This window comes from Christiangramia pacifica, assembly GCF_057221535.1.
In genome coordinates, this window is record NZ_CM170146.1 from 2,845,020 (window position 1) to 2,869,971 (window position 24,952).

The 24,952-nt window shown below is 37.0% G+C and carries 24 protein-coding genes; 13 read left to right on the plus strand and 11 right to left on the minus strand.

Features of this window, described 5'->3' with window-relative positions; genetic code table 11:
- Positions 1 to 48: 48 nt before the first annotated feature.
- Positions 49 to 1,038: an NADP-dependent oxidoreductase gene (locus AC2S94_RS13040; RefSeq protein ID WP_484629009.1), complete on the plus strand. Its 990-nt coding sequence runs from the start codon at positions 49 to 51 to the stop codon at positions 1,036 to 1,038.
- Positions 1,039 to 1,090: 52 nt separating this feature from the next.
- Here the strand turns inward: AC2S94_RS13040 and AC2S94_RS13045 are convergent, their stop codons facing one another.
- Both AC2S94_RS13045 and AC2S94_RS13050 read right to left on the minus strand, forming a co-directional pair.
- Complete coding sequence (locus tag AC2S94_RS13045) at positions 1,091 to 1,840, minus strand: SDR family oxidoreductase (protein WP_484629010.1); 750 nt, start codon at positions 1,838 to 1,840, stop codon at positions 1,091 to 1,093.
- Positions 1,841 to 2,008: 168 nt separating this feature from the next.
- Complete coding sequence (locus AC2S94_RS13050; RefSeq protein WP_484629011.1) at positions 2,009 to 2,719, minus strand: SDR family oxidoreductase; 711 nt, start codon at positions 2,717 to 2,719, stop codon at positions 2,009 to 2,011.
- A gap of 213 nt (positions 2,720 to 2,932) precedes the next feature.
- Here AC2S94_RS13050 and AC2S94_RS13055 point away from each other — a divergent pair, with 213 nt between their 5' ends.
- From AC2S94_RS13055 to AC2S94_RS13065, 3 genes are all read left to right on the plus strand, one after another.
- Positions 2,933 to 3,325, plus strand: coding sequence for a hypothetical protein (locus tag AC2S94_RS13055; RefSeq protein ID WP_484629012.1), 393 nt, complete (start codon positions 2,933 to 2,935; stop codon positions 3,323 to 3,325).
- Between the two features lie 58 nt (positions 3,326 to 3,383).
- Complete coding sequence (locus tag AC2S94_RS13060) at positions 3,384 to 4,004, plus strand: YqaA family protein (RefSeq protein ID WP_484629013.1); 621 nt, start codon at positions 3,384 to 3,386, stop codon at positions 4,002 to 4,004.
- 127 nt (positions 4,005 to 4,131) lie between these two features.
- Entirely contained in the window at positions 4,132 to 4,290 is a 159-nt protein-coding gene (locus AC2S94_RS13065; RefSeq protein ID WP_072552264.1) for a YqaE/Pmp3 family membrane protein, read from the plus strand.
- A gap of 65 nt (positions 4,291 to 4,355) precedes the next feature.
- On the opposite strand, the gene galE is transcribed toward AC2S94_RS13065, so the two are convergent.
- Positions 4,356 to 5,399 (minus strand): UDP-glucose 4-epimerase GalE, encoded by a 1,044-nt coding sequence (gene galE, locus AC2S94_RS13070; RefSeq protein ID WP_484629014.1) that lies wholly within the window; start codon positions 5,397 to 5,399, stop codon positions 4,356 to 4,358.
- Between the two features lie 143 nt (positions 5,400 to 5,542).
- Here galE and AC2S94_RS13075 point away from each other — a divergent pair, with 143 nt between their 5' ends.
- From AC2S94_RS13075 to AC2S94_RS13090, 4 genes are all read left to right on the plus strand, one after another.
- A complete protein-coding gene (locus tag AC2S94_RS13075) occupies positions 5,543 to 5,827 on the plus strand; it encodes a DUF3817 domain-containing protein (RefSeq protein ID WP_484629015.1) in 285 nt (94 codons plus the stop codon).
- Between the two features lie 3 nt (positions 5,828 to 5,830).
- Positions 5,831 to 7,117, plus strand: a complete 1,287-nt coding sequence (locus AC2S94_RS13080) for a mechanosensitive ion channel family protein (RefSeq protein WP_484629016.1) — start codon at positions 5,831 to 5,833, stop codon at positions 7,115 to 7,117.
- 13 nt (positions 7,118 to 7,130) lie between these two features.
- A complete protein-coding gene (locus AC2S94_RS13085; RefSeq protein ID WP_484629017.1) occupies positions 7,131 to 8,234 on the plus strand; it encodes an endonuclease/exonuclease/phosphatase family protein in 1,104 nt (367 codons plus the stop codon).
- A 63-nt stretch (positions 8,235 to 8,297) separates the two neighbouring features.
- Positions 8,298 to 9,221, plus strand: coding sequence for a mechanosensitive ion channel family protein (locus tag AC2S94_RS13090; protein WP_484629018.1), 924 nt, complete (start codon positions 8,298 to 8,300; stop codon positions 9,219 to 9,221).
- On the opposite strand, the gene AC2S94_RS13095 is transcribed toward AC2S94_RS13090, so the two are convergent.
- From AC2S94_RS13095 to AC2S94_RS13105, 3 genes are all read right to left on the minus strand, one after another.
- Positions 9,222 to 9,608, minus strand: a complete 387-nt coding sequence (locus AC2S94_RS13095) for an acyl-CoA thioesterase (RefSeq protein ID WP_484629019.1) — start codon at positions 9,606 to 9,608, stop codon at positions 9,222 to 9,224.
- 116 nt (positions 9,609 to 9,724) lie between these two features.
- A complete protein-coding gene (locus AC2S94_RS13100) occupies positions 9,725 to 10,141 on the minus strand; it encodes an NUDIX domain-containing protein (RefSeq protein ID WP_484629020.1) in 417 nt (138 codons plus the stop codon).
- A 79-nt stretch (positions 10,142 to 10,220) separates the two neighbouring features.
- Entirely contained in the window at positions 10,221 to 11,573 is a 1,353-nt protein-coding gene (locus AC2S94_RS13105; protein WP_484629021.1) for an NAD-dependent succinate-semialdehyde dehydrogenase, read from the minus strand.
- Positions 11,574 to 11,740: 167 nt separating this feature from the next.
- Here AC2S94_RS13105 and AC2S94_RS13110 point away from each other — a divergent pair, with 167 nt between their 5' ends.
- Positions 11,741 to 12,148 (plus strand): glyoxalase, encoded by a 408-nt coding sequence (locus AC2S94_RS13110; protein WP_484629022.1) that lies wholly within the window; start codon positions 11,741 to 11,743, stop codon positions 12,146 to 12,148.
- Here AC2S94_RS13110 and AC2S94_RS13115 read toward each other — a convergent pair.
- Positions 12,125 to 12,856 (minus strand): DUF3307 domain-containing protein, encoded by a 732-nt coding sequence (locus tag AC2S94_RS13115; protein WP_484629023.1) that lies wholly within the window; start codon positions 12,854 to 12,856, stop codon positions 12,125 to 12,127. The genes AC2S94_RS13110 and AC2S94_RS13115 overlap by 24 nt on opposite strands.
- On the minus strand, positions 12,846 to 13,517 hold the full coding sequence (locus AC2S94_RS13120) for a hypothetical protein (RefSeq protein WP_484629024.1): 672 nt from the start codon (positions 13,515 to 13,517) through the stop codon (positions 12,846 to 12,848). Before AC2S94_RS13120 ends, AC2S94_RS13115 begins: the two co-directional genes overlap by 11 nt.
- Before the next feature lie 179 nt (positions 13,518 to 13,696).
- Here AC2S94_RS13120 and AC2S94_RS13125 point away from each other — a divergent pair, with 179 nt between their 5' ends.
- Positions 13,697 to 14,149, plus strand: a complete 453-nt coding sequence (locus AC2S94_RS13125; protein ID WP_484629025.1) for a transcription elongation factor — start codon at positions 13,697 to 13,699, stop codon at positions 14,147 to 14,149.
- A gap of 4 nt (positions 14,150 to 14,153) precedes the next feature.
- Here the strand turns inward: AC2S94_RS13125 and AC2S94_RS13130 are convergent, their stop codons facing one another.
- Positions 14,154 to 16,199, minus strand: coding sequence for an HD family phosphohydrolase (locus tag AC2S94_RS13130; RefSeq protein WP_484629026.1), 2,046 nt, complete (start codon positions 16,197 to 16,199; stop codon positions 14,154 to 14,156).
- Positions 16,200 to 16,312: 113 nt separating this feature from the next.
- Between AC2S94_RS13130 and AC2S94_RS13135 the strand changes: the two genes are divergently transcribed.
- A complete protein-coding gene (locus tag AC2S94_RS13135) occupies positions 16,313 to 17,494 on the plus strand; it encodes an acetyl-CoA C-acyltransferase (protein WP_484629027.1) in 1,182 nt (393 codons plus the stop codon).
- Between the two features lie 21 nt (positions 17,495 to 17,515).
- Positions 17,516 to 18,268 carry a C40 family peptidase gene (locus AC2S94_RS13140; RefSeq protein WP_484629028.1) on the plus strand — a complete coding sequence of 251 codons (753 nt, stop codon included), beginning with the start codon at positions 17,516 to 17,518 and terminating at the stop codon, positions 18,266 to 18,268.
- 81 nt (positions 18,269 to 18,349) lie between these two features.
- Here AC2S94_RS13140 and AC2S94_RS13145 read toward each other — a convergent pair whose 3' ends face one another.
- Both AC2S94_RS13145 and gyrA read right to left on the minus strand, forming a co-directional pair.
- Entirely contained in the window at positions 18,350 to 19,582 is a 1,233-nt protein-coding gene (locus AC2S94_RS13145; RefSeq protein WP_484629029.1) for a tetratricopeptide repeat protein, read from the minus strand.
- Positions 19,583 to 19,600: 18 nt separating this feature from the next.
- Positions 19,601 to 22,132 (minus strand): DNA gyrase subunit A, encoded by a 2,532-nt coding sequence (gene gyrA / locus AC2S94_RS13150; protein WP_484629030.1) that lies wholly within the window; start codon positions 22,130 to 22,132, stop codon positions 19,601 to 19,603.
- Positions 22,133 to 22,378: 246 nt separating this feature from the next.
- Here gyrA and AC2S94_RS13155 point away from each other — a divergent pair, with 246 nt between their 5' ends.
- Positions 22,379 to 24,931 (plus strand): ATP-dependent Clp protease ATP-binding subunit, encoded by a 2,553-nt coding sequence (locus AC2S94_RS13155; protein ID WP_484630920.1) that lies wholly within the window; start codon positions 22,379 to 22,381, stop codon positions 24,929 to 24,931.
- Positions 24,932 to 24,952: the final 21 nt, after the last annotated feature.

A 24,952-nucleotide genomic window follows, 5' to 3' on the forward strand; every position in this document is an offset into this window, starting at 1 on the left:
TATTTGCCGGGTATTTTATTTCAGATTAATTTGAGAAAAACATTAGTTATGAACCAACAAATTATATTAAAATCAAGACCAAAAGGAAGACCAGAAACCGAGGATTTTGAGTTTCAGGAATTTCAAGTAAATGATAGCGACAAGCTTAAACTTGAAGCCAAATACATTTCGGTAGATCCATATTTACGTGGGAGAATGCGTGATGAGAAATCTTATATCGAACCTTTTAAAGTCGGCGAACCTTTAGAATCCATGGTAGTAGCTGAAGTGATCGATTCAAAATCTGAAGATTTCAAAAAAGGAGATCATGTCATCGGGATGTTAGATTGGAAAATAGTACAGGTGCATTCTGGAAAGGACCTGAGAAAGGTTGATTCTGAAATTGCTCCACTTTCAGCGTATCTAGGAGTTCTAGGATTAACCGGACTAACCGCATATTTGGCTCTGGATAAAATTGGAAAGCTTCAAGAAGGTGAAACTTTACTTGTTTCAGGTGCTGCCGGGGCAGTTGGTAGCGTCGTTGGTCAAATTGGAAAAATTAAGGGTTGTCAAGTGATTGGAATTGCCGGCAGTGATGAAAAAATCGAACATATTCAGCAAAAATTCGGTTTTGATAACGGTATCAATTACAAGACCACAGAGAATATGAAGGAAGCCATTAAGAAAGCCTGTCCTAATGGTGTGGATGTCTATTTTGATAACGTTGGTGGAGAAATTCTTGATGCCGCTCTCCAAAATATCAATAAAGCTGCACGTATTATAAATTGCGGTGCGATTTCGATATATAATGAAACAGGAGTACCAACCGGTCCCAGACCAGAAGGTATATTAATTAAGAAATCGGCTTTAATGCAGGGATTCCTTGTAAGAGATCATATGGAAGATTACCAAAAAGCAATTTCTGAACTTGCCGGCTGGCTGAAGTCAGGAAAATTGAAATACGATGAAACCATTGTGGAAGGATTTGAAAGGACTCCTCAGGCATTTATCGATATTTTTGATGGGAAGAATCTCGGTAAGATGGTAGTAAAAGTTTAAAATAAAAAAGCCCCGAGATCGGGGCTTTTTAAATATTTTATATTGAACAATTCTATTGTTCCTGCTCTGTCGGCATAATGAATACATCATTAATGTTCGCACGTTTTGGTTGCGATAATGCATAGAAAATTGATTCTGCAATATCTTCTGCTTCCAATGGTGTCATTTCCTTGAAATTAGAAAGTAAACCTTCCTTGATTTCTTCATCAGTAATCGTATCTGTAAGCTCTGTAGATACAAAACCAGGTTCAATGGAAGTTACATTAATATTGAAATTTGGAGCCAATTCCTGTCTTAAACCTTCTGAGAACATTCTGACTGCGGATTTCGTCGCACAGTAAACTGCCCCACCCGGGTATATTTTTCTACCGGCACTAGATGAAATATTAATGATATTACCACTCTTCTGCTCCATCATCGTTGGAAGCACAGCTGCCACACCATTCAATACTCCTTTAATATTTACATCTACCATAGTATCCCATTCATCGGTATGTAGATTTTTTACGTAAGATAAAGGCATTAAACCGGCATTATTGATGAGACCATCAATTGTTTTAAATTCTGCTTTCGTCTTTTCTACCAGGTTTTCAAAATCTTTTTTATTTGTTACATCGCCAGGAACTACTAATGCTTTTCCTGCATTTTCCTTTTCGATCTTGCTTTTTAATTCTATTAGACGCTCTTCCCTTCTAGCTGTCAACACAACATTTGCACCTTCTTTAGCTAATTTTAAAGCTGTAGCTTCTCCAATTCCACTAGAAGCACCGGTAATTACATAAGTTTTTCCTTTAATACTCATCTCAATTTCTATTTTTTTATTTTTCACAAAATTAACCTATATCCTCGGAAACACTAGATAAATCAATGGGTTTGTAAATACTTTAACCAGTTTTACTAAGGCTTGTTAAATTTTGAAACAAAAAAAGCTCTGCTGGTTTCGCAGAGCTTTAAAAAATTTTTTTACTGATTATTTTTTTGGAGGTTGCGATGGTCGAACCTCAATTTTACTCGGCAAGGTTCTCGGATTCATCTTCAACAGATCACCTACGAGTTCTCCAATATCTTCAATTTGAATTTTCCATGCATCGGCTTCGGAAGGTTCATGATCATTGAAATAGGTTGCAACAGAGCCCGGCATGATCGTGCTCACCTTTATCCCTTTATCTCGAAGATCCAACATTACCGCCTGGGTAAATCCGGTTACACCAAACTTACTGGCATTATATGCAGCACCACCGGCAAAGAAATTTGTTCCCGCCAAACTCGAAATGGTAATAATATAGCCTTCAGATTTTTTCAGAGCATCCACGCTAGCTTTAATACTGTAAAAAACACCGGTAAGATTGGTGTCTATGGTATCATTCCAATCTTCAATCGTAAGATCTTCTACAGATCCAAAGTTTCCGATCCCTGCATTTGCAACAAGAACATCTAGCTGTCCCCATTTATTTATCAGTTGATCAACTGCTTTTTTCTGACTGTCAAAATCACGGACATCTGCTTCCAGACCAAGTGCTTCTCCAAAAGCTGACAATTCTCCCGCAGCTTTTTCAGCAGCAGAAAGTGATCTACTGGTCACAGCTACCCTGTAACCCATTTTTAAAAGTGATTCTGCTACACCATAGCCTATACCTTTACTTCCTCCGGTAATAAGAGCTGTTTTGCTATTCTTACTCATAATTCAATTTTTGTGGATTAAAGCTAATAAAGACGGCTATGCTCCTGAAATTAAAAGCTCTAAGATTGTGTTAATTTTAAAGGTTAAATACTTGATAAAACCTAAGAAAAGACTTTTATAGAAACGTAAAAAAACTAACTTTGTGTCCTTGAAAAATTCAGCAGAAAATTGAATTTTCGCAAAAGCAGAACTGACTAATTTAATAGAGATACCTTGGAAAATATAAAAGCACAGAAGTTACTCAATAAAATTCAGCGCGACCTTATGCGCAATGGAATTATCACCAATACCATAGTTCAAGATCTTAAAGATCTAAGAAAACTCGTGGTGGAAGAGAACATCCCTCTGCTTGCTAAAGTCACAAGGTTAACTTACGAACACATCGAGGAAAACGACGACTTTCTTATCGCGATTCCAGATGATGAACCTGTTGAATTAGATGAGGATGCAGAAGAAGTTGAAGTTGAAGATTCAGAAACCGTAACCGGGCAGGAAAGTCTGGAATACATGCTTTCTCTGATGGCCGAGCATTCGAATAAAGTGAATGAGATGGAACTTCGCGATTATGTAAAGGCATTAAAAGAACATGCCGGGGAAGACTACTAGTTTTCCACTTTTTTCTTCGGAAGAAGTTCTAAACATCGCTATAAAAAGAAATTGATTGATGAAAGAAGAAAAAGCGAAATCTAAAAAGAAGTCGCGAATCCGCTTATTACATCAATACTATAACTACACCGGCTTTTATTCCTTTGTATGGAATAGTTTAAAAAAGGCGGTGTTACCTATTGTATTGTTTGTAGGAGCATTATGGGCAATAGACCACTATCTTCTTGATATAGAAGACATGTTGGTAACTATTACAGAGACCTATGCACCTTTCGAAGTACTAAGCATTTTCTTCCTTTCAGAATCCCTATTAGGACTGGTTCCACCGGAATTATTTATAGCATGGTCTGGGAAATCAGTTAGTCCAATTTTATATTTAACGTTACTTGCAACCGCATCTTATTTAGGCGGGATCGTTTCTTACTGGATTGGTGTTGGTATCACTAAAATCCCGGCCGTTCATGATGCCATGGAACTAAAAATGGCCAAGCATATTAAAAACACTCGAAAGTGGGGTGGTTTTCTTATCATTGTTGGAGCACTTTTGCCTATTCCCTTCGCCATGACCAGTATTGCAGCGGGTATAATAAGATTCCCATTCTCAAGTTATCTGATATTTGGATTATTAAGATATGCTCGATTTTATCTGTACGCGCTGGTAATATTTGAAATGGTTTAACTCTTTTATAACCAAACTTCTAAACTTTTCATAAGGCTTCAGGTTTCAGGTGTCAATGGTATTATCTTCGTTCTGGATAACGTGAAAACGTTGAAAAGACAACCATTAACCATTAAAACCAAAGATTATGTCGTTACTAACAATTATTCTGAATATCCTATTACCACCTTTAGCTGTTTTTATGAAGCACGGTCTAGGAGTAACTTTTTTAATTAGTTTATTACTTACCGCTTTAGGATGGATTCCAGGTGTGATTCACGCTTTCCTGGTAAATGGAACTAGATAATTTCAGATAATACTCAATAAAAAAAGGCCGGTAAATTACCGGCCTTTTTTTATTTAAATCATTTTTTAATTATCCTCCTCTTCTCGCTTTTTTACTACTAATTGCCATTTCCATGCACTTTTAAGGGCATCATCCAAAGTCCTGTCTGCTTTCCAATTGAGTTCTTCGTTTGCCTTGGTAGTATCTGCATAGGCAGCCGTTATATCTCCCTCTCTTCTACCTACGATCTTGTACTTCAGTTTTTCTCCTGAAACTTTTTCGAAGGAATTGATCACTTCTAAAACCGAATTTCCTTTTCCCGTACCCAGGTTGAAAACCTCATAGTTATTTTTTTCTTTTCCTATTATCAATCTCTGAAGTGCATTCACATGGGCTTCAGCAAGATCCATCACATGAATATAATCTCTCACCGCTGTTCCATCTTCCGTAGGATAATCGTCACCAAAAACCGAAAGTTCGTCCCTTTTTCCTACGGCCGTTTGAGTGATAAATGGAATAAGGTTTTGAGGAGTTCCTATTGGTAACTCACCGATCTCCGCTGTTGGATGCGCTCCAACTGGATTAAAATATCTTAGCGAAATCGCCTTAAATTTCTTATCAACCTTGCAATTATCCTGAATGATCTCTTCTCCTATTTGCTTGGTATTTCCATAAGGAGATTCAGCGGTTTTCACCGGGGCATCTTCAGTAATTGGCAGTTCGTCTGCCTGGCCATAAACTGTACAGGATGAACTGAAAATAAACCTTGGATGCTCTTTCTTATTAAGTTCATGTAAAAGGTATACCAATGAACCAATATTGTTTTCATAATATAAAAGTGGATTAGCTACACTTTCTCCAACAGCTTTAGAAGCAGCGAAATGAATTACATCTTCAATATCAGGATATTTTTCGAAGAAATTTTTGACTGCCGCTTTTTCCCTCAGATCAATATTTTCAAATTCAGGAGTTTTTCCTGTTATCTGTGTTATTCCTCCTAAAACATCTATAGAAGAATTAGAAAGATTATCTATGATTACTACGTCAAACCCTTCATTCTGTAGGGCTACAACCGTATGTGACCCTATAAAACCCAGACCACCTGTAACCAGAACTCTTTTATTACTCATAATTTTATTTTACGCCTGCAAATTAAGAAAATTGAGCAACAGCCTCGCCCCTATTATATTAAAAACATCATAAAGCTCTTTTAAGACTTTAAGGTCATGTCTATATTATAAATTATCTTTGTTCAGAAGTTTAAACTTTGGATATGTCTATAAAAAGTCAGGTAAAAATTTTCAAATTGATAAGTATCCTGGAAGGTATCTCTTTCCTGTTGCTTTTATTCATTGCAATGCCTTTAAAATATATCTACGACATTCCAGAAATGGTCCAGATTGTGGGCATGGCTCATGGAGTACTTTTTGTGGTGTACGTGCTGGGAGGAGTAATACTATGGAAACCGATGAATTGGACCTTAACTCAAATGGGAATTATATTGGGATGCTCTGTCCTGCCATTCGGACCTTTCTATGTTGAAAAAAAATATCTTTAATATATGAATATTGAAGAGAGTCTTATAGACATTATCTGTTTTCTGGAAGAGTTTTTTGTGGATCAGGGAATGAATGCCACGGCAGCATTATACCTTAATTTGTTGATAAACTTGATCATTCTTACCCTGATAGTCATGGGTATCAATTACCTGATCAAGCACTTTATTATTGAAGGTTTTAAACTTTTCACTAATAAAACGAAAACCACCCTAGATGACTTTCTGATTAAAAGTAATTTTCCAAAATATGTAGGAAGATTTCTGCCAATTTTTGTGGTTTATAAGCTATTCCCACTCATTTTCATCAGCTTTCCGGATATCTTGAGAGCCTTCTATTTTGTATTGAAGATATATATCATCATTCTGGTGATCTGGATTTGCAGAAGTGTGTTGCGTTCTACCAGGAATTACCTGAAAACCCGGTCAGAGTTTAACGATAAACCAATTGAAAGCTTTAGCCAGATCATTATGATCTTTATCTGGATCGTAGGATTGATGTTTATTTTTTCGGAAATCACCGGAAAATCTGTAGTTGGATTTGCAATTTCTTTAGGTGCGGCTTCGGCTGTGATCTTATTAATTTTTAAAGATACTATTCTTGGTCTTGTTGCTTCCATTCAGGTTTCAGTTAACGATATTGTTAGAATTGGAGACTGGATCTCTTTTGAGAAATTTGGTGCAGATGGTACTGTGACTGAAATTAACCTGGCAACCGTAAGAGTTCAGAACTGGGATAATACCTATACCACCATTCCTACTTATAGTCTGATTTCAGATTCTTTTCAAAATTGGAGAGGAATGCAGGAGTCTCCGGGAAGAAGAATTAAAAGATCGGTTTATATTAAACAGAATTCTGTAAAATTCCTTACACCCGAAAAAATTGAGGAATTGAAAAAAATTAAACTTATCGCTCCCTACCTGGAAAATAGACAGGCTGAAATTGATAAGTATAACGAATCGAACCAGATCGATAAAAGTCTGCTGATAAACGGTAGAAATCAGACAAATCTTGGAATATTCAGAAAATATGCTGACACCTATCTTCACGAACATTCAGCTGTTCATAAAGAAATGTACATTATCGTGAGGCATCTTGCTCCTACTCCTAACGGGATTCCACTGGAAATACTTTGTTTCAGCAGGGATAAACGCTGGGAAAATTTTGAGTATATTTCCGCAGATATTTTCGACCATTTAATTGCGGCCATTCCTTATTTTGATCTTCAGTTGTTCGAGTCACCTTCAGGAGATGATTTTCGCAATTATTTGTCAGAAAGATCTGAATCTTAACTAACTTACCATCATGAAATTAAAACCATTCCTACAGGGCTTCGGTATCCTGGCAGTTGTTATTACGTTGATTCCTCTTATCGCTGCCGATTTCTGGTGGATAAGAATGTTCGATTATCCACATATACAGTTAACTCTTTTAACCTTAACTGCGATCGCTTCCTATTTTTTCAGGTTTGAAATTAGATCCTGGAGGGATTATACATTTATGGCAGTGCTGGTAGCCTGCTTTATTTTCCAATTCGGAAAGATCTATCCTTACACACCTATGGCACCCTTTGACGTGGGCGAACCAACTGAAGCAGTTATTGAAAATACAGGTTTTAGATTGCTAACCTCTAATGTTTTACAGAAAAACAAAAAGACAGATCTTCTTATTCAGGAAATGAAAAGACTCAATCCTGATGTGGCCGTTTTTACAGAAACAGATCAGACCTGGAGCAATGCGATAAAGAAGGGAATTGGTTCAGATTATCCTTATAAAGTTGAAGTTCCTTTAGACAATACTTACGGGATGCTATTATATTCAAAATTAAAATTGAATAAAACTGAAGTTAAATATATTGTAGATGACAGTATTCCCTCAATACATACTGAATTAGTTCTAAAATCTGGAGACAAAGTGCAGCTGCATGCTATCCATCCTACTCCACCGATGCCACAACATAATCCGTCGTCTTCAGACAGAGATGCGGAAATGATGAAAACAGCCTTGGAAGCTCGCGATGCCGAAATCCCTGTTGTTGTAATTGGTGATTTTAATGATGTAGCCTGGTCCAGTACAACCAGCATGTTTCAGAAAGTTGGAGAATTATTGGATGTTAGAAAAGGCCGTAGTTTTTATAATACCTTTAATGCCCAAAGTTTTATAATGCGCTGGTCACTAGACCAGATATTTGTTTCGGAAGAATTCAGGGTGAAAAATATAGATACTGGTGAAGATATCAAATCTGATCACTTTCCATATTACGCTGATCTTTATTTACAGAAAGAACTGGCTGCAGAACAAAAGCCTGAACCCGCAAGCGAAGAAGTTATAAAAGATGCAAAGGAGCAAATTGCTGATGAGGAGAAAGAAAACTCCGAAAAAGGACAGAACGGCTCTAGCAATCAGTAAAAACTAACATTTTATTGGGATAATCTGTTTTTTCTAATTTCTATTTTTAGAAAAAACCAACTAATGCAAAATTCTTTAGAAGCAGAAACGGAAACAATTTCTGAATCTTTCAAACACTTTTACAACAATTTTATAGACCAGTTACCCGGAATTGGCCTGGGACTTTTAATCATCATTCTTGGAGTGCTGGTTGGAATCTGGCTTGGTAAGTTTTTCAGAAGAAGAATTTCGGCAAGAACCTCAGATCCTTTAATGAGCAGGTTCCTGGGAAAGGCAATCAGGTTTCTGGTTATTATTACCGCAATCATGCTGGCCTTAAGAGCGGCTGGACTAGGCGGTATTGCTACGGGAATTTTAACGGCGGCAGGTGCAAGTGCAGTTGTTCTTGGATTCGCTTTTAAAGACATTGGTGAAAACTTTATTGCTGGAATTATTCTTGCCTTCAACCGACCATTCGATGTGGAAGATACTGTGGAAATTGGAGATAATTTTGGAAAGGTAAAAGCTCTTGAATTTCGATATACAAAACTGAAGACATTTGATGGAAAAGATGTTTATATCCCTAATAGCGATGTACTAACCGAACCTGTAACTAACTATACGGAAGATGGATTCTATAGATGGTCTTTCACGATCGGTATTGCCTACGAAGACAACATCGATGGGGCCAAAAAAACGGTTATGGAAGCATTACGTGGAGAGCCATTGGTAATCGAAGATGAAGATCACCAGAATTTTGTGATCGAAGACGAACTTGCTACCAGCACAGTTAATTTAAAAGTTTTCTTCTGGGTGGACACCAAGGATTTCAGAATGCAGGCAATGATCACCAAGGGTAACGTTGTCCGCGTGGTAAAAGAAGCACTGGAAAATAACGGTTATTATATGCCAGCAGACATCCAGGAAATCAAATTATATGGCGGTGAAAAAGAATTTCCGGTACGACTTGCTCCTAATCCTGAAGCTTCAGATAAAAGTAAGAAATAACTATTTAAGCCTGTCTTTCACAAATTCGATCTCAGTTTTGCCATGAGGTTTAGGTTTCCCAGCCTCATCCAACGCCACCATCACTATTTTATCTACCGTAATTATAGTTTCCCTGGTCATTTTATTACGGACTTCACATTTAAGAGTTAGCGATGCAGTACCAAATTTTAGCACTTCAATACCAATTTCAATAATATCGCCCTGATGAGCAGAACTCTTAAAATCTATTTCACTCATGTATTTAGTAACCGTTTTAGGATTTTCAAGCTGAACGATGCTATAAAGAGCACATTCCTCGTCTATCCATTCCAGTAAACGACCTCCAAAAAGAGTTCCGTTAGGATTTAGATCTTCAGGTTTTATCCATTTTCTTGTATGAAATCTCATTTTTTATTTCAAAAATATATAGAATTAGTCTATTAGAAAAAGGACTTCAATAGATTTGCGTAATTCTCAAAATGTTAGAAATGATTTGAGAGTTTTATTTATATCCAGTGAAATTATTACAGAAATTGTTGCGCAACATTTATGATTTCATCGTGATCAAAGGCGAGCTTCATGGTATGAAGTTTTTCTATTGCGAACCATTGAGCATCTTTAGCATCATCTGATGGTGTTAGTTCTTCCTCGCAAAATATCCTACTCAAAAACGCAATTGAGATCGTATGCCCTCTTGGGTCTCTACCTGGCTCACCAAAAGCCTGTACTTGCTGCATAGATTCTACTTTTACTCCAGTTTCTTCAAGTAACTCTCTTTTGGCTGCAGTTTCCAGGTTCTCTCCTTCATTTACAAATCCACCCGGTAGCGCCCACTCGTCTTTAAATGGTTCATTTTTACGTTGTATCAATAATACTTTAAACTGGTTGTTTACTTTGCAGAAAACCACGCTATCTATGGTGACAGAAATTTTTTGTGCCATATATCTAAATTTGCCGGAATTGCTTCCGGATTAATAATCCTTTTTAAAACAATCTTATTTTCAGATAATACCGAATGTATTACTTGAAATAAACTGTTTTCCTGTTTACAAACTCTTTAATTCCATCTTCAGAAAGTTCTCTTCCATAACCTGAAATCTTTGTTCCTCCAAAAGGTAATCGTGGATCACTCTTCACAAGTTCATTTACGAAAACAGCTCCATCTTCGAAATCAGGAACGATCTTTTCAGCAAAATCCATGTCTTCCGTAAATATTGAAACACCTAGTCCAAAATCTGAAAGATTAACCAGATCAATTGCTTCCTGATCATCTTTAAATGTGGTAACGCCAATGGCCGGTCCAAAAGTTTCTTCCTTGAACATACTCATATCACGCGTTACTCCCGTCAGGATGGTTGGTTCCATGTAAGCTTTATCTCTTTTACCCCCAAGAATTATCTTAGCTCCTGCTTTAACTGAATCCTTAACTTGTTTTTCAAGATCTTCCGCCAGATCTTCCCTTGCTAGGGTTCCAATAAAAGTTTCTTCATCTAATGGGTTACCACTTTTTAATTCCCTTACCTGCTTTACGAATTCTTCCATGAATTCTTCTTCAATACTTTCATGAAGAATCAGTCTTTTCCCAGCAATACAACTTTGACCTGTGTTTTGAAATCTCGCCTGAACACAGGTTGCCACGGTTTCTGAAATATTTGCATCTTTAAATACTACCAAAGCGTTGCTTCCTCCAAGTTCCAGAACTGACTTTTTAATTTCATCCCCAGCCACAGACGCAACAGCAGCTCCAGCAGGCTTACTACCTGTAAGCGTAACCGCCTTAACCCTTGAGTCTCTAATAATATCCTCAATCTTACTGCTACTTAGCACAAGATTCTGAAAACAGGCATCAGGAAAGCCAGCTCTTTCAAAAACTTTTTGAATATTATTCGCTGATCTCATCACGTTACTTGCATGTTTCAGAATTCCAATATTTCCGGCCATAAGCGCGGGAGCAGCAAATCTAAAAACCTGCCAGAAAGGATAATTCCATGGCATTACGGCCAGTACCACTCCAATAGGCTCATAATTCACGTAACTCTTAGATGCATCTGTTTTTATTTTTTTCGAGGTTAAATGTTTTTCAGCATTTTCAGCATAATATTCACAAACCCAGGCGCATTTTTCAATTTCAGCGATGGATTGAGAAATTGGTTTCCCCATCTCCAAACTTATATCTCTGGCGTATTCCTCTTTATTAGATTTAAGTTCTGATGCGGCTTTCTTCATAAGATCAGCTCTTTCCTCAAAACTTGTCTTTCTCCATTTCTGAAATCTGGAATCAGCTTTATCAAGAGCTTTATCGATTTCTGGTTTCGTGAGCTCTTTGAATTTTTCTATAGTTTCTCCCGTATATGGATTTTTGGATTCAATCATTCTTAAAATACTTTAGCTTTTTCTTTTCAATATAATAAGATGAAAAGAAGAATAACGGGCGATTAAGACAGATTTAACTCCTATTGTTTATAAACGGTTTACAAGTCGAATTTCGGTATGGTAAATGCGGCATTAATATTAATTATATTTAAGAAACATTACTTGCCATGAATCCGAGAGATATTAACCTAGTGGATCTGAGGCCTGAGATCCCTTCAGCAAGAATCACCGATAATATGAGTTCAGAAGAACGGTTTCAAAATGAAACCCTTCGCCCTGTGGCTAAATTGCAGGATGAACTCCTACTGGCCGTTTTCAGAAATTATATCACCAAACACAAGAATAAGTTCTATGAACTTAAGCTTGAAAAAAGGTTTGAATACATTGAAAATGCTATTCAGCGTGATATAAAATTCAGAAATAGCCTGAAAGGTATTATCATTGGGCAGTTTACTTTAGAAGAATATGATACTTACATTAAGAATTCTTCTGCTTTGAACAAGAGAATGATGAATATTGTGAAAGAAAGAATCCAGAGCAATATACAATTGCTAGAAAGCAATATGGCGTACTAGAAAGCCTACAAGAATCGTAATAGTAAAGCTCATTAAAGTTCCAATGAGTACATATTCGGTTTGCTTTCTTGCCCCGGTTTCAGATTTATCGCTGAACCTAAGTATTGATTTAGCTGCGATCAAAAACCCTATTGCTGAAAAATTTCCAGAGATAATAAAGGTTAGAACCAGTATCCTTTCAAAAATTCCAATATAGCGCCCGGCTGCATCCAGACTATTCTTCCTGAGATCATCTTCCACCTCATTTTGCCATCTCTTGGTAGCTTTTCCAATGAGAAATCCGGTTGGAAATATAATGATCAGAAAACCTATGATATAAGCCAGAATAGCTTCAGAATTAAAAATACTAGCGAAAAATGGTATAATCTCATTAAATCCTGAGATCAGGAATAGCCATGCTAACAAAATCATCAACAAATGCAATAACTGGTCTAATACAAATATCTTAAGATTATCATTTTTATATTGAAGTTTCCAAAGGTCGATAAAGAAATGGCTTATAGCAATAAATACGGCGATATACCACCATTCTAACCTAGCCAAAAAAATAAAAGTAAGCAAACCTGATAGTGCCGCGTGTAAATACAAATAGATAGACTTTGCTTTATTTTCTCGCTTATGATTCACCCATTTTGTAGGCTGAATTACAAAATCTGTAATTATATGAGCCAATAATAATTGTAGAAGAATAAGAATACTATTGTCCATCCGAAAAATGTTCAGTTATTACAGATTCATAACGTTTGAGTAGTTTGTCAATTGCATCCCATCCCGCCGCTTTTTTGCGCTGATTAACTGCGGACTGGCTAATATCCAATTCTGCTGCAATATCAGCTTCTTTCATATCTCTTAAAAGATAATAGATCACTTCGGCAGAAGCGGTGCTCCATTTGTCTGAAATCGTATCAAATAATAATAAGGAAGTATCAAATTCTTCATTTATTTGCTCCAAGGGAGTTCTCAGCTGAATCTTACGGTTCTCTTTTTTCATCTCATCCAGCGTTCTCCCTGAAAATTGAAATGCCTGTCCGTTCGCTTCCATTACAGAATCACGTTTGAAGTCATAGCTTCCAATTCCAATTGCCAGTCTAAGGTCTGCCTCTACTCTAAATGCTTTATTTATTTCCCCATCATGCATATGAAGCCTGTTAATAGAAGTCTTCAATTGTATGGCAACCTTTAAAGCAGCCATCGGATCGTAAATAATACCTTGAAAACTATCTCCTCTATAAATTTTGAATCCGGAATCTTCGCTTGAAAGTTTATTGATAATTTTAAATTCATTTTTTAAAGCATCAATTACCTTCTCCAGCAATTCTCTGGAATAGGTAGTTGACGATAAAAGGTCAGCGGAAATTACAGAAATCATACTCCAAATATAATAAAATAAGTTTAAAAGCTTATTAAAATATAATATAAGCTTATAAGCTTATGTTTAACTCTCATTCTAATCTGGGTAAATTTCTTTCCGATATTAAATATTTGCTAAAACTTCTTTGAGTCGTTAATGCTTGAGTAATTTTAATTCAAATAAGAAATTTTAATAAAATGGTAGCAAATAAGGAAGAACTATATTTCAAGTGTCTGGATACAGTGAACAGGCAGATCAAAAAGTACGAGAATGAAATGGATCAGATAAAAGAATCCATGGAAAACAACGATGCTCATACAGATTATGACGAAGATGACAGTAAGGGTCAATTACTAGGGGATTTTGAGAAATATGCTGAATACCTTGACAATTCTCGAAAAATGAAAGAGAAGTTAGATCGCATTGATAAAAATCATTACACCGAGCAAATCGACTTTGGAAGTGTGGTTGAAACAGATGAAAACTATTATTTCATTTCTGCTGCCTTAGGAAAAATAACCCTGGATGAAGGAAGCACAGTTTATGCAATTTCTACAGATGCACCAATCTATCAGGAAATGAAAGGAAAAAAAGCTGGTGAGAGTTTTAAATTTCAGGATAAAGAACAGAAAATCTTAAACGTTCATTAAGATCTTATTCAGGATATTCAATACGCAGATGGTAAATATTCTTCAGCTTACGCTTTAGAATTTTCTTTACCATCTGTATTTCTTTAAAGGTAATATTCGAATTCAGGAATTGACCTTCATCCATTTGTTTATCAATTATCTTCTCTACAAAATTATCGATAAGTACAGAAGTTGGCTCCTTAAGACTCTTACTTGCAGCTTCCACGCTATCACACATCATTAGAATTGCTGTTTCCTTACTAAAAGGAATGGGCCCTGGATATCTGAAATCTTCCGCTGAAGTATTCTCATTCGCTTCCTTTTCTTTCATATAGAAATAATAGACAGTGCTAGTCCCGTGGTGAGTCCGGATAAAATCTATAACCCTGTCTGGAAGATTATTCTTTTTGGCAATTTCAATTCCCTTGATCACATGTTCAATAATGATTTGGGCGCTTTCTCTTGGAGATAATTCATCGTGGGAATTCACTGAAGTGGTCTGGTTCTCTGTGAAATATGTAGGATTATACATTTTACCAATATCGTGGTATAGAGCTCCTACCCTGGCCAGCATTGCGTTTGCATTAATTTCATTCGCGGCCGCTTCAGCAAGATTAGCCACATTCAAACTATGGTGAAAAGTACCGGGAGCTTTTTCCGCCAGTTCTTTTAATAGCTTCGAGTTAGTATCTGAAAGTTCGAGGAGGGACATATCGCTCACCATTCCGAAGATCTTTTCGTAGACATATATTAATGGCTGTACAAATAGGGTTGCAAATCCTCCTAGAAGAAAAGTTAGAAACACTTCAGGCTTCATATCGTCAATATTCCCTTCCTGAATCACGGTAAAGGCAAAATATGCGATGATGTATACCAAGGTTATTTGTCCAACAGAGATAAAGAGATTGGCCCTTTTATAAAGTTCACTCACCGTCAAAATGGTTACGATACCAGCAATTATCTGAAGGAACATATACTCATAACTATTCGGAACTATGAAGCCAAGAAGAAGTACTGTGATCACGTGAGTAAAAAGTCCCAACCTGGCATCAAAAAATGCTTTTAAAGTAAGCGGTAGAATACATAGAGGCACCACATAAACATAATCTATGTTGAAATTCACGGCTAGCGTAGTAAGCATCACCATGAAGATGATATTGAAAAAAATGAAGGTAACCTTTACATTATTTTCAAAAATGCTGATACGGTATTTCCGCATGAATAACAATAGCATCAACAATGCTAAAGCGACCAGCGTACTATAACCAACAATGATCCAGTTGTAGTTAGACTGACTCCAAACCTGTGATTCATATTCTGCCTTCAAAGAGCGTAGTATATTGTATTTATTGCCTTCTACAACCTCTCCTTTTGCAATGATCCTGCTGCCCTGTTCAATTATTCCACGAGTGTACGAGATGTTATTCAGCTTGCTTTCGAGTTCTTTCTGCGTTAACTGGTTATTAAACGTAACGTTAGGCTCTACGGAATTGAAGAAAACTTCAAGTAATTCGGTCTTAAAAGAAGAAAATCCGGAATTTGCGATCTCTTCACTTAAAAATCCGCGAATCTGATTTTGTTTAAGAATTCTTCGGTAAGCAACTTCAGAAGCTTCATTACCTTTTAATAAATACACCAATTGATCTGGATCCAGCCTTTCACTCTCCTGAAGCAATCCAAATTCGTAAATATCATCCAGGGTTTTAGTTACAAAATCATCAATAATCGTTTCATAAACCCTTAAAGTTGAATCTGGAAATACATTTTTCACCTCGTTTAAAGCATCCTCGTTGACGATCTCAGGTTTCTCGGTATCAAAATTATAGTAAGGAATATGAGATTTTGTAATATCCTGCCTTTCAGCGGCTACCTCTTCATCAGTCTTCAGAATAGCAAAATCGAATGGAGCATAAAGATTCTCGTATTGCCAAGGCTTCCCTTTTGGGATATCGTATTTAAATTTACCGCCTTTCGGAAGCAGGTAAACGATTAATACTGAGGTAAGCACAAACAGGAAAACTTTATAAAAAAGCGCCTGATTTTTGTAAAGCTTATTTACGAAATCGCTCATAGATATTCAGGTAATGCTCAAATGTAGTAAAAATAGGTCTGAATAAGCTTAGGTTATTTAATTCCTTATAAAATCACTAACTTCGCAAGACTTGAATTAATTAAACTTAAAACATGAACAAAGAAGTAGTAATAGTAAGCGCTGCGAGAACTCCAATTGGTAGTTTTTTAGGTAGCTTATCAAGCATTCCAGCCACGAAATTAGGATCTATCGCGATAAAAGGCGCTTTAGAGAAGATCAATTTAAAACCAGAGTTAGTTGAAGAGGTTTTGATGGGAAATGTGGTTCAGGCTGGTAATGGTCAGGCTCCGGCAAGACAGGCTTCTCTAGGTGCAGGAATTCCAGATTCAGTTCCATGTACTACCGTAAATAAAGTTTGTGCCAGTGGTATGAAAACCGTAATGCAGGGTGCTCAATCCATTATGCTGGGTGATGCATCTATAGTTGTTGCCGGAGGAATGGAGAATATGAGTCTTATTCCGCATTATGTTCATATGAGAAACGGGAAGAAATTTGGTCCCGCTACTTTAGAAGATGGAATGCAGAAGGATGGATTGGTTGATGCTTATGATAATAATGCCATGGGGGTTTGCGCCGATCTTTGTGCGTCTGAACATAATTTCTCAAGAGAAGATCAGGATAAATTTGCAATCCAGTCTTATGAAAGATCTGCCAAAGCCTGGAAAGAAGGGAAATTTGACAATGAGGTAGTACCTGTAGAAGTACCTCAAAGAAAAGGTGATCCAATCATCGTCAAAGAAGATGAAGAATTTAAGAATATTAAACTTGAAAAAATCCCTCAATTAAGAGCGGCGTTCTCAAAAGAAGGAACGGTAACTGCTGCAAATGCTTCCACTATTAACGATGGTGCCGGAGCAGTTGTATTAATGAGCAGGGAAAAAGCAGATGAGCTTGGATTGAAACCATTGGCTACGATCAAAAGTTTCGCCGATGCTGCTACAGAACCTAAATGGTTTACTACAGCTCCTTCCAAAGCACTTCCAAAAGCGATTGCTAAGGCAGGTATTGATCTTAAAGATGTTGATTATTTTGAATTCAATGAAGCTTTCTCAGTGGTTGGCCTGGCCAATATGAAAATTTTAGGATTAGATGATTCAAATACTAATGTGAACGGAGGAGCCGTTTCATTAGGACATCCACTTGGATGTAGCGGAGTTAGAATTCTAATTACATTACTAAATGTACTAGAACAGAACAATGGAAAAATAGGTGCTGCTGCCATTTGTAATGGCGGGGGAGGTGCTTCCGCAATGGTTATTGAACGCAATTCCTAAAATTGAACAAGAAATAAATTAATGCAATACGGGATTTGCCATTTAAGTATTGTACCGCTAAGGGCTTCCGCGTCTTATCAGAGTGAAATGACTTCTCAATTATTATATGGAGAGCATTTCAAAATTCTAGAAGAACGCGCACAATGGAGTAAAATTCGAAATTCCTTTGATGGTTTTGAAGCCTGGATAGATAGAAAGCAGTATAAAAAGATCGAGGAAGCTGATTATTATTCTCTTGAAGAGAATGATCTTCAGCTTTCATCAGATCTTATTGAATACATCACTGATGAGAATGGTTTATTAATGCCTATTCCACTGGGCTCTGTACTTAATTTTGCAGATAGACTAAATCATCGGTTTGAGGGTGAGAAAACCAAACCTTCTATTTCTGTAAAAGAGAATCTGATCAATACTGCCGCTCTATACTTGAATTCACCGCACATTTCCGGTGGAAAAAGTCCGTTTGGAATAGACAGCAGTGGCTTTACCCAGACTGTATATAAACTGAATGGGTTCAGAATTTATAGAGATGCAGCTGAACAATCTAAACAGGGAGAAGCACTTAGTTTTATTGAGGAAAGTGAACCTGGAGATCTAGCTTTTTTTGACGATAATGAAGGAATCATCAATCATGTTGGATTGATCATGAAAGATAATTATATCATTCATGTTGACGGCAAAGTGAGAGTAGATCGGATTGATCATTCCGGTATCTTTAACGCCGAACTAAGAAAACACACTCATAAGTTAAGAGTGATCAAAAAAATAATATAGGTCAATTTATTATAATAATTACCAATAAAAAAGCCACCGAATTTCGGTGGCTTTTTTTTTATAATGTGGAACTATTACTAATTATAGCTTAGTTTTAAGTTCGTCAGCTTTTTCCTGATTTCCTAAGTTAGTATAGATATTCATAGCAGTTCTTACGATGTCCTTGTTGTCAGGATCAACTTCCATTGCTCTTTCAAGATCTGGAATTACAGATTTGTAAATTTCCTTTCTTTTAGCATCAAGCTCATCGTAACGCTCGTTATCTTTCTTACTCATTCCAAGACCATTCATCTCATCGATGATCTCTCTTTCCTTACTTAACTTTGCTGCGATTAGATTTACACGAGCTTCGTTATATTCAGGATTGATTTCTAATGCCTTGTTATAAAACTCGATAGCTTTTTCCGCATCCTCGATCTCAGCATACATTAATCCAATGTTATTGAAAGTCGCAGGATCACTAGGATCATTTTCTGCTACTTCTTCAAGAATTTCTCTAGCCTTATCGGTTTCGCCCATCTGATAGTACATGTTAGCTTCAGCTTGTAAAAGTCCCATGTCACCTGGATTAGTAGCTTTTGCTTTATCCATTGCAGTTATCGCTTTTTCATAATCTTCCTGATTAATATAAATTCTAGCGATCAACTGAGCAATTTCTCCTTTTTTAGATGGAATAGCTTCAACTTTAGGATCCTTATATTGTTTCGTTTTGATCATCAAGTCCATTTGTTGTTGAGAACCTAGATTTTCTCTCTCACCAGTCTGAACATTTTCAGCAGTATACATTTTCCCTGAACCGTCGTATCCTAATTCATTAAGTTTTTCAAGATATTCAACAGCCTTATCATAATTTTGGGCCTCTACAAGATTATTAGCTGCATAGTAAAGATAGATTGTATCCTTTGTATTCAGTTCATAACTCGTATATAGTTTGTTTGCAGCGCTCTGAAAATCTTTATTATTCTGATCTGAAATAGCACTCTGGATAAGGTTATTTTTTAAAGCAGTTAATTCATCCATCGCTTCTTCATTACCCATTTCAGCAGCTTTTTCAAAAGCCATTGCCGCAGTCTTCATATCTTCAGAAGAAGGTTTTCCGGCTGCGTAAGCTTTACCTTTATATAGGTAAAAATTCTCTGTCCATTTATCATTCAATTCGCCAATATTTGGCTCTGCAATTTTAAGTTGCGCTTTTGCTTCGGAATAATTACCATCTTCAAGAGCATCCTCAGCGTTTTTTACTTCATCTTTTTGGGCAACTGCAGTCATGGTTAGAAATGACACTGCTGCCGCTGTCAAAATATTAGTTTTCATTTTTGTTTTGGTTTTTATTTATTCTTCACTATCATCTACAATAGTTGTGCCATTCGCTGTATCCTCACCGCCTACGGGCTTTTCAGCGTCTTCCATATTTTCTACATCATCCTCGTCGTGTAAGACTTTAGCCACTGCTGCAATCGCATCATTACCTTTTAGGTTAATAAGTCTAACTCCTTGCGTTGCACGGCCCATTACGCGTAGATCTTCTACAGCCATACGAATTACAATACCCGATTTATTAATGATCATCAGGTCATCTACATCTGAAACATTCTTTATCGCGACAAGTTGTCCTGTCTTTTCAGTTACAGAAATTGTCTTAACTCCTTTTCCTCCACGGTTTGTAATTCTATAATCTTCTAAGCTTGATCTTTTACCGTATCCATTTTCAGAAACTACCAGGATATCAGATTCAAAATCGTTTACAGCGATCATACCTACTACCTCGTCGTTATCATCTGCCAGGGTAATACCTCTAACACCAGACGCATTTCTTCCCATAGGTCTGGTCTTGGACTCCTCAAATCTTATCGCTTTACCGCTTCTAAGACCTAACATTACCTGACTGTTTCCAGTAGTAAGTTTAGCTTCAAGTAATTCATCTCCCTCTTTAATAGTGATCGCGTTGATACCATTAGTTCTAGGTCGGGAATATCTTTCTAGCCTGGTCTTTTTAACCTGACCTTTTTTCGTGGCCATGATCACAAAATGCTCATTCACATACTCTTCATCTTTAAGATCCTGAGTACATATAAATGCATTTACTTTATCATCTGGCTCAATATTTATAAGGTTCTGGATAGCTCTTCCTTTAGAAGCTTTACTTCCTTCAGGAATTTCATAAACTCTCATCCAGTAACATTTACCGTTCTGAGTAAAGAATAGCATATACTGGTGATTGGTCCCAACGAAAAGATATTCAAGGAAATCTTCATTTCTTGTATTCGATCCTTTTTGACCAACTCCTCCTCTATTCTGAGTCTTATATTCGGTAAGTGATGTTCTTTTAATATAACCAGCGTGAGAAATGGTAATTACTACTCTCTCATCAGGAATCATATCCTCGATACTAAGATCTCCCCCTGCATATTCGATCTGAGATCTTCTTTCGTCACCATATTTTTCTTTTACTTCAAGAAGCTCATTTTTGATAACCTCCATTCTACGCTCTTTACGCGCAAGGATATCTTCAAGGTCTTCAATAGTTTTTAAAATTTCATCATATTCAGCACGCAACTTATCCTGCTCCAGTCCGGTAAGTTGTCTTAATCTCATTTCCACGATCGCCTTCGCCTGAATTTCTGAAAGCTCAAAGCGCTCCATCAATTTATTTCTGGCTTCATCAGCGTTCGAAGATGCTCTGATCAATGCAATTACTTCATCTATATTGTCTGAAGCAATGATCAAACCTTCAAGAATATGAGCTCGATCTTTAGCCTTTCGTAATTCAAATTCTGTTCTTCGAACTACCACATCATGTCTGTGCTCAACAAAATGATAAATGATATCTTTAAGATTAAGCATCTCAGGTCTACCATTCACCAATGCGATATTATTCACACTGAAAGATGATTGTAATGCTGTATGCTTAAATAAGGTATTCAATACGATATTTGGAATGGCATCGCGCTTCAGCTGGTACACGATACGCATACCGTTACGGTCTGACTCATCTCTGATAAGGCTGATACCTTCAATTTTCTTTTCATTTACGAGATCAGCCGTTTTCTTGATCATATCGGCTTTATTTACCTGGTAAGGAATCTCGGTAACTACAAGATACTCCCTTCCGTTGATCTCTTCCATGTGAGACTTGGCACGCATTACAATTCTACCACGCCCTGTTTTGAAAGCTTCCTTAACTCCGTCATAACCATAAATGATTCCTCCGGTAGGAAAATCTGGCGCTTTAATATGCTCTATAAGCTCATCAATTTCGATTTCATTATTATCGATAAATGCTACCGTACCATCAATAACTTCAGAAAGGTTATGCGGAGGCATGTTTGTAGCCATACCTACGGCAATACCACTGGCACCGTTCACCAGTAAGTTTGGAACTCTGGTAGGCATTACCACTGGCTCGCTAAGGGAATCGTCAAAGTTAAGTTGCGTATCAACAGTTTCCTTATCAATATCAGCAAGCATATCTTCACTGATCTTACGCATACGTGCTTCCGTATAACGCATCGCTGCCGGACTGTCACCATCTACAGAACCAAAGTTACCCTGGCCATCTACAAGCATATATCTCATGCTCCAGTGTTGTGCCATCCTAACCATAGTGTCGTAAACAGATGAATCACCGTGTGGGTGATACTTACCTAGTACCTCCCCTACAATTCTTGCTGATTTTTTGTAGGCTCTATTGGAGAGAACTCCCAGTTCATACATACCGTACAACACTCTCCTGTGCACGGGTTTTAATCCGTCACGAACATCTGGTAAGGCACGTGACACAATGACCGACATCGAATAATCGATGTAAGCCGACTTCATTTCATCTTCAATGTTGATAGGAATTAACTTTTCTCCTTCAGCCATATTTAAAAATTTAATTTATCTCAAAAAATCTAAGGGGCAATTTACATATTTTATCAAATTTAACGGGCATTGAAGCACCCAATAGCCCTCTTTTTATTAACAAATTTTTATTGTGTTTTGGTTAATAAGTTCACTATTTTACACTTTGAAAATTGAAAGTAATTTTGTCAATTAGCTACTAACTCCCTATTAGGTACAGTTTTTGACCAAAATCAACTGAAATAAAATTTGAGAAAGGAAGATAAAATGGATGATAATTTTTCACCAAGAGTAAAAGATGTTATTGCTTACAGTAAAGAGGAAGCTCTTAGACTTGGTCACGATTTTATCGGGACTGAACATCTTATGCTTGGTTTATTAAGAGATGGAGATGGAAAAGCTATAGAGATACTAACTGCACTTGATATAGACCTAAGTCATTTAAGACGTAAAGTAGAAATTCTAAGCCCCGCAAATCCAAATACCGTTACCATAAGTAACGAGAAAAAGAACCTACACTTAACAAGACAGGCAGAACGTGCTTTGAAGACTACGTTCCTAGAAGCTAAACTATTCCAGAGCTCTTCTATAAATACTGCCCACCTGTTGTTATGTATTTTGAGAAACGAGAACGATCCCACAACTAAACTCCTGAATAAATTGAAAATAGATTACGATGGTGTAAAAGATCAGTTTAAATACATGATCGCTAGCGATGAAGATGATTTCACTGACAGCCCGTCTGCTGAATCATTTTCTGATGATGACGGTGATGAAGCTACAAGAGAAAATCCTTTTAGCGGTGGTGGAACTACTGGAAAACCGAATAAAAAGTCCAAAACACCTGTTCTGGACAATTTCGGAAGGGATTTAACTGCCTTAGCCGAACAGGATAAACTGGATCCGGTAGTAGGTAGAGAGAAAGAGATTGAAAGAGTTTCTCAGATCTTAAGTCGAAGAAAAAAGAACAACCCACTTCTTATAGGTGAACCTGGTGTTGGTAAATCTGCCATTGCCGAAGGTTTAGCGTTAAGAATTGTAAAAAGGAAAGTATCCCGGATTTTATTTGATAAACGAGTTGTCACTCTTGATCTTGCCAGCCTAGTTGCCGGTACCAAGTATAGAGGTCAATTTGAAGAGCGAATGAAAGCCGTGATGAATGAGTTAGAGAAAAATGATGATATCATTCTTTTCATTGATGAGATTCATACCATCGTAGGTGCAGGTGGCGCAACGGGAAGCTTAGACGCTTCTAACATGTTCAAACCGGCTTTAGCGAGAGGAGAAATTCAATGTATAGGTGCTACCACGCTGGATGAATACAGACAGTATATTGAAAAGGATGGTGCCCTTGAAAGAAGATTTCAAAAGGTAATTGTGGAGCCTACCACGGTAGATGAAACTATTGAGATCCTTAATAATATCAAGAATAAGTATGAAGAACACCATAACGTAGTTTATACTGACGAGGCGATTGAGGCTTGTGTGAAGTTGACAAACCGCTATATGACCGACAGATTTTTACCAGACAAGGCTATTGACGCTTTAGATGAAGCCGGGTCGCGTGTTCATATCACAAATATTGATGTTCCTAAACAAATTCTTGAGCTGGAAAGAAAACTTGAAGAAGTTAGAGAAAGCAAGAACTCTGTAGTTAAAAAGCAGAAATACGAAGAAGCTGCGAAACTTAGGGATGATGAAAAGAATCTTGAAAAAGAACTAGGCATTGCACAGGAAAAATGGGAAGAGGAATCTAAGAAACATAAGGAAACAGTTTCAGAAGAAAGTGTTGCTGATGTTGTTTCTATGATGACAGGAATTCCGGTTAATAGAATTGCCCAGACAGAAAGTAATAAACTGGTTGAGCTTCCTAAAAAGATCAAAGGAAAAGTAATTGGTCAGGACGAAGCAGTTGGAAAAGTGGTGAAAGCTATTCAACGTAATCGTGCCGGACTTAAAGATCCGAACAAACCTATTGGTTCCTTTATTTTCCTTGGTCAGACAGGTGTTGGTAAAACTCAGTTAGCCAAGGTACTTGCCAGAGAATTATTTGACAATGAAGATTCACTTATTCGTATCGATATGAGTGAATACATGGAGAAATTCGCTGTTTCCAGATTAATTGGTGCACCTCCGGGATATGTTGGTTACGAAGAAGGTGGTCAGCTTACCGAAAAAGTAAGAAGAAAGCCTTACGCAGTGATCTTACTTGATGAAGTTGAAAAAGCTCACCCAGACGTGTTTAATATGCTTTTACAGGTTCTGGATGATGGGTATTTAACAGATAGCCTTGGTAGAAAGATCGACTTCAGAAATACCATTATCATCATGACTTCAAATATTGGAGCCAGAAAACTGAAGGATTTTGGTCAGGGAGTTGGTTTTGGAACTTCAGCTCAGAAATCTCAGGTAGATGATAACGCCAGAAGCGTTATAGAAAATGCTCTTAAAAAGGCCTTTGCCCCTGAATTTTTGAATAGAATTGATGATGTAGTTATTTTCAATAGTCTGGAAAGAGAAGATATTCATAAGATCATCGATATTGAACTAGGTAAATTATTCAATAGAATTCATGGTTTAGGATACAACCTAACTTTATCTGACAAGGCTAAAGACTTTATTGCGGATAAAGGATTCGATAAACAATACGGAGCAAGACCGCTTAATCGCGCAATTCAGAAGTATATCGAAGATGCGTTGGCGGAGGAAATCATCAGTTCTAACCTTAAAGAGGGTGATAAGATCAAAATGGATCTTGATGAAGAAAAAAATGAATTGACTATAGATATTGAAAAATCGGTAGAAGAAACTGAATCTTAGTCAATTAGATTTTTAAATACG